The organism is Ruegeria sp. AM5 (assembly GCF_056540645.1).
This window is the reverse complement of record NZ_JBQFXC010000013.1, coordinates 55193-61192: the sequence shown is the minus strand read 5'-3', so window position 1 is coordinate 61192 and position 6000 is coordinate 55193. Positions and strand designations below refer to the sequence as shown.

Here is a 6000-nt window from a genome sequence, read left to right as displayed (position 1 = left end):
GCGCGCCAGAGGCGCGCTGCCGGGCCCAAAACCCAAGAAGGGTCGGCGAAGCCGGGCCGCCGCGGGTGCGGGAGCCATTCGCCTTACCCTTCAATCAGGTCAGGTCTTTGTAGCTGATCTCGCGTGTATCTGCCCCCGGACCGGCCTTTTCACGACGCATGATCAGGCGGTTCAGCGCGTGGATATAGGCTTTGGCCGACGCAACCACCGTATCTGTATTTGCAGACTGACCGGTGGCGATCATACCATCCTCTTCCAGACGGACCGAAACCGTGGCTTGCGCGTCCGTGCCTTCGGTTACCGCATGCACCTGATACAGTTGCAGCCGCGCAGTGTTGGGATAGATCGCCCGGATCGCCCGGAAGGTTGCGTCGACTGGGCCGTCACCGTTTTCCGTGGCGATCCTGTCTGCACCCTCTACTTCCAGCTCGACCGTCGCTTCGGCCTGACCTCCGGTACCGCAGGTCACTTTCATCGACACCAGTTGCAGGTGATCGTCCGCTTCGTCGTCGACGCTCATCAACGCGATGAGGTCATCGTCAAAGACTTCTTTCTTGCGGTCGGCCAGATCCTTGAAGCGCACGAAAATGTCTTTGAGCTGGTTGTCACCAACCTCATACCCCAGCGTTTCAAGCTTATCGCGCAGTGCAGCGCGGCCCGAATGCTTGCCCAGCGGCAAAGAGGTGCCAGAGAGCCCAATGTCTTCAGGGCGCATGATCTCGAAGTTTTCGCGGTTCTTCAGCATGCCATCCTGATGGATGCCGCTTTCATGGGCAAAAGCGTTCTTGCCGACAATGGCCTTGTTGAACTGCACCGGAAATCCGGCCACGGTCGCGACCCGGCGCGAAATATGCATGATCTTGGTGGTGTCGATGCCAGTATGCCACGGCATGATGTCGTTGCGTGTGCGCAACGCCATCACAACTTCTTCCAGCGCGGTGTTGCCTGCGCGTTCACCCAACCCGTTTATGGTGCATTCGATCTGACGCGCACCACCTGCGACAGCTGCCAGAGAGTTCGCTGTCGCCATGCCAAGGTCGTTGTGGCAGTGGGTGGCAAAGATTACCTCATCCGCGCCTGGAACCGTCTCAATCAGGCGCTTGATCAGATCTGCAGACTCGACTGGGGCAGTATAACCGACAGTATCGGGGATATTGATCGTGGTGGCGCCAGCCTTGATTGCAATCTCGATCACGCGGCACAGATAATCCCATTCGGTCCGGGTCGCATCCATCGGCGACCACTGCACGTTTTCGCAAAGGTTGCGCGCGTGGCTGACCGTTTCGTGGATCTTGTCGGCCATCTCGTCTTGCGTCAGATTTGGTATCGCCCGGTGCAGCGGAGAGGTTCCGATAAAGGTGTGGATCCGGTTCTTCTCGGCGTGTTTCACCGCCTCCCAACACCGATCGATATCGGCGAAATTGGCGCGGGCCAGACCACAGATGCGGCTGTTCTTCGACCGCTCGGCAATCTCGGACACCGCTTTGAAGTCGCCTTCCGATGCAATGGGGAATCCGGCTTCGATGATGTCGACGCCCATCTCATCCAGAAGCTCGGCAATTTCGAGCTTTTCGTTGTGGGTCATGGTCGCGCCGGGGCTCTGCTCGCCGTCGCGTAAGGTGGTGTCGAAGATCACGACGCGGTCTTGGTCGGTCACGTTTGTCATGGGGTTCTCTTTCTTCTTCTGTCCTAAAGCCTCTTGGCGCGCGGGCGTCCTCCTCTGAGCGGGCGCGCCGGATGGCACGCTCAGAGGCGGATTAGGATCAGTAGACCACGCAGCAACGCGCCGCTGAGTGCGGCGTTTGCAAAAGCGATATCTGCGCGGTTGATCATGGGGATCAGCTTATACAGGGCGCGCGGCGAATGAAAAGCGGGAAATTTACGGGGGAACAAAATTGACGGTGGAGTTGAAGCGATGAAGCTTTCGGCTAACTTCTTGTGCATGAAAACTGCATTAATCATCGGAGCTTCTGGCGGTATCGGGCGCGCTTTGAATGACCACCTGACAACGGATGGTGTCAAAGTCACCCGACTGGCCAGATCAACGGATGGGTTTGACCTGACCGACCCGGATGGCGCAGAGCGTATGCTGGCGTCCCTTTCTGATCCGTTTGATCTGATCATGGTGACCTCAGGGGCGCTTGAGATTAACGGTATGGGTCCGGAAAAATCTATGCGCACCTTGTCCGCGCAGGCGATGATGGACCAGTTCGCACTGAACGCAGTTGGCCCGGCCTTGGTGTTGAAGCACGTGCACCGCCTGCTGCCACGCGACCGCAGATCGGTGATCGCCGTGCTGTCGGCCCGGGTTGGTTCAATCGGGGACAACCGGCTGGGTGGGTGGGTCAGTTACCGTGCGGCCAAGGCGGCTGTGAACCAGATTGTACATACGGCTGCCATCGAATTGGCACGCACGCACAAACAGGCCATATGTGTCGCTTTGCACCCCGGAACAGTCAAAACGGCCTTTACTGAAAAGTACCTTGCCCGCCATCCGGCTGTTGAACCCAATGAGGCCGCAGCCAATCTGCTGTCCGTTGTCAATGGGCTTACCCCTGCCGACACGGGTAGCTTTTTTGATTGGGCTGGTAAGCGCGTGCCTTGGTAGGGCTGATTTAGCCGTCGTTTGTATCCGGGTCCGTCGCGTCAGGGGCGGGCGCGTCGGGGGTAGAGTCGGGCTCAGGGGTTTCGGCGCTCGAAGCGGGTGTTTCGGGCGCAATCTCTGTCTCGGTCGCCAGCGTGTCATTTTCCCAAACGCCGGTCTCAACCTCGCCGCCTGCGAAACGCATCGTGCCGTCACCATGGCGTTTGTTTTCCAGGAAATTGCCCTCATAGACATCCCCGGTCTCATAGGTGGCGGTTCCAAAGCCAGTGATCTTGCCGTCGGCCCAGTCGCCTGTGTAGCTGTATCCGCCTGGTCGGGTCAGTGTTCCCTTGCCGTGACGCTTGCCATTCAGAAAATCGCCTTCGTAAATGATCCCGTCCGGAAACGTAGCCTTGCCCTTGCCCTGTCGGACACCGTCTACCCAATCGCCATCATAGCGATAGCCATTTGCAAAGGTCAGAATACCTTTGCCGTCGAAGCGGGCGTTTTTGAACTGGCCCGTATAAGCCGTTCCGTTGGGATAGGTTGCCGTGCCGGTGCCCTCAAAAATCCCGGCGATCCAGTTGCCGTCGTAAACTGATCCGTCGGGGTATGTCGTTTGCCCCTTGCCATGAGGCAGGTCATCTAGAAAGTCGCCGATATAAACCGAACCATCGGGATAGAGCATCTCACCCAGGCCCTCAATCTGGCCCTTTTGCCAGGCGCCTGTGTACGCAAACCCGTCGCTACCACTATAGGTGCCCTGACCATGGCGCTGGTCATCAGCATAGTCGCCTTCATAGGTCGCACCGTTGGCATAGATGGATTTGCCTTTGCCCTGTCGGCGATTTTCGACCATTTCGCCTTCGTAGACATCTCCGTTTGGTTGAACCAAACGGCCTGTTCCGGCCATCTGGTCGTTGGCCCAGGACCCAGCATAAGTCATGCCGTCGACCCAGACCTGACTACCCTGACCATGCCGTTGCCCGCCATTCAAGTCGCCCTCATAGGTACTTCCATCGGCGTAGGTGATCTTGGCGCTGCCGGTTTTCTGGCCGTTTACCCAGTCGCCCTCATAAACCGAGCCATCCGGGCCGGTCAGCACGCCGTGACCGTGATATCTGGCGTCCTTGAAGCCGCCCTCGTATCGCGAGCCGTTGGAATATGTCGCGATACCGGTACCGTTTATCGTGCCGTTGGCCCACTCGCCCTCATAGGACTGGCCATCAGAATAGACGATTTTGCCGCGCCCTTCTGGTTGGCCCTTGGTGAATGTCCCTTCATAGACAGAGCCATTGGCGTAGCGCGCGGTGCCTTGTCCTTGAATCTCGCCCTCGACCCATTGACCGGAATATTCAAAACCGTTCGGCAGGCGGTAAGTGCCGGTGCCATGGCGCAGCCCGTTTTCGAACGTGCCCTCGTAGACACCTCCGACATCATCATCAGCGATGACAATCTGACCGTCCTGTTGGGCGATAGCAAAAGACGCCAGCATTGTAAGCGTTGCAGCGGTAAGGGATGTGCGGATCGCTTTCATTTTTGTACCTGCCTGCGGTGTTTGTGTTGGCGCAAAACTAAGATACCGCCGAGGGCAGAGCAACGGCTTTTGGCGCATTTGCCTTTCACTCGCGGTGTGATCTGCTAAATCCCTGAAAGACATGAGGGCAAGAGGGCAAAAATGGCCGATCGTTTCCGCATCACTCTGGCGCAATTGAACCCAACGGTTGGGGATATCGACGGTAATGCCGCCAAGGCTGCTGCAGCCTGGCAGCAAGGGCGCGCGGCGCAGGCTGATCTTGTGGCGCTGCCCGAGATGTTCATAACCGGCTACAATACCCAGGATCTGGTGATGAAGCCCGCGTTTCATCGGGCCGCGATGAATGCGGTGCAGGCGTTGGCTGAAGACTGTGCCGACGGCCCGGCGTTGGCCATCGGCGGTCCTTGGGTTGAAGATGGGAAGCTTTATAACGCCTACCTGATCCTTAACGGTGGGCGGATTGTCAGCAAAGTTCTTAAACATCATTTGCCCAATGAAACCGTCTTTGATGAAGTGCGCCTTTATGATGCGGGTCCTATGGGCGGCCCTTATGCCGTTGGAAATGTCCGTATCGGTAGCCCGATTTGCGAGGATGGCTGGCACGAGGATGTCGCCGAGACACTGGAAGAAACCGGGGCCGAGTTTCTGCTGATCCCCAACGGCTCGCCCTATTTTCGAAACAAATACGATATCCGGTTGAACCACATGGTGGCTCGCACGGTCGAAACGGGTCTGCCGGTAATCTACCTGAACATGGTCGGCGGGCAGGATGATCAGGTTTTCGACGGTGCTACGTTTGGATTGAACCCGGGTGGAGAGCTTGCGTTCCGCATGCCCGTCTTCGATGAGGCCGTCAGCCATATCGATCTGTCGCGCCAAGATGACGGATGGCGTATTGTGGCTGGTGAAGTCGTGCCGCAACCCGACGAATGGGAGCAGGACTATCGCGCGATGGTGCAATCTCTGCGCGATTACATGGGCAAGACGGGGTTTGGCAAAGCTGTGCTGGGGTTGTCGGGCGGCGTCGACTCGGCGCTGGTGGCCGCAATAGCCGTGGATGCGATCGGTGCGGAAAATGTACGCTGCGTAATGCTGCCTTCGGAATATACAAGCCAAAGTTCTTTGGATGATGCCGAAGCCGTCGCCAAGGCGCTGGGCGTGCATTACGACTTTGTGCCGATCTCTGAGGGACGCGCAGCAGTAACCAACACTCTGGCTCCGCTGTTTGCGGGTCGAAATGAGGACCTGACCGAGGAAAATGTTCAGTCCCGCCTGCGCGGTCTGCTGTTGATGGCGATTTCGAACAAGTTTGGCGAGATGCTGCTGACCACCGGCAACAAGTCCGAGGTCGCAGTGGGATATGCCACCATTTATGGAGACATGAACGGCGGCTATAACCCGATCAAGGATCTGTACAAAACTCGCGTGTTCGAGACCTGCCGCTGGCGCAACGCCAATCATCGCGACTGGATGATGGGTCCCGAGGGTGAGGTGATACGCCCTTCGGTGATCGACAAGCCGCCAAGTGCTGAATTGCGTGAAGATCAGAAAGATAGCGACAGCCTGCCGGACTACCCCGTTCTCGATGCGATTCTTGATATCTTGGTAGATCAGGATGGCTCAATCGCCGACTGCGTTGCAGCCGGATTTGACAAGGCCGAGGCCCGGCGGGTCGAACACCTAATTTACATTAGTGAATACAAGCGCTTCCAGTCCGCGCCTGGCACACGGTTGACACCGCGGGCCTTCTGGCTGGATCGTCGCTATCCGATTGTAAATCGCTGGCGGGATAGAACGTAAGCACCGCTCTGGTTGAAGAATTTACCATTGTTTCGAAAGTGAATGGTAATGCGGATTTCTGCGGCAGTTTGTTTATCAA

At 57.5% G+C, this 6000-nt stretch carries 4 protein-coding genes; 2 read left to right on the top strand and 2 right to left on the bottom strand.

Features of this window, described 5'->3' with window-relative positions; all coding sequences use genetic code 11:
• Positions 1-94: 94 nt before the first annotated feature.
• Complete coding sequence (locus ACR0AH_RS19305; RefSeq protein ID WP_170395900.1) at positions 95-1666, bottom strand: 2-isopropylmalate synthase; 1572 nt, start codon at positions 1664-1666, stop codon at positions 95-97.
• Positions 1667-1942: 276 nt separating this feature from the next.
• Here ACR0AH_RS19305 and ACR0AH_RS19300 point away from each other — a divergent pair, with 276 nt between their 5' ends.
• Positions 1943-2608, top strand: coding sequence for an SDR family NAD(P)-dependent oxidoreductase (locus ACR0AH_RS19300; RefSeq protein WP_170566546.1), 666 nt, complete (start codon positions 1943-1945; stop codon positions 2606-2608).
• A gap of 7 nt (positions 2609-2615) precedes the next feature.
• Here the strand turns inward: ACR0AH_RS19300 and ACR0AH_RS19295 are convergent, their stop codons facing one another.
• A complete protein-coding gene (locus tag ACR0AH_RS19295) occupies positions 2616-4121 on the bottom strand; it encodes a 2-isopropylmalate synthase (protein ID WP_170514006.1) in 1506 nt (501 codons plus the stop codon).
• Between the two features lie 141 nt (positions 4122-4262).
• Between ACR0AH_RS19295 and ACR0AH_RS19290 the strand changes: the two genes are divergently transcribed.
• The gene (locus tag ACR0AH_RS19290) at positions 4263-5921 is read left to right on the top strand and encodes an NAD+ synthase (protein ID WP_480593300.1); all 1659 of its coding nucleotides are present in this window, start codon (positions 4263-4265) and stop codon (positions 5919-5921) included.
• Positions 5922-6000 lie beyond the last annotated feature (79 nt).

Bases quoted from the DNA above. Each gene is read 5' to 3' on its own strand.
- ACR0AH_RS19305 (WP_170395900.1), bottom strand. From the start codon at position 1,666: ATGACAAACGTGACCGACCAAGACCGCGTCGTGATCTTCGACACCACC.
- ACR0AH_RS19300 (WP_170566546.1), top strand. From the start codon at position 1,943: ATGAAAACTGCATTAATCATCGGAGCTTCTGGCGGTATCGGGCGCGCT.
- ACR0AH_RS19295 (WP_170514006.1), bottom strand. From the start codon at position 4,121: ATGAAAGCGATCCGCACATCCCTTACCGCTGCAACGCTTACAATGCTG.
- ACR0AH_RS19290 (WP_480593300.1), top strand. From the start codon at position 4,263: ATGGCCGATCGTTTCCGCATCACTCTGGCGCAATTGAACCCAACGGTT.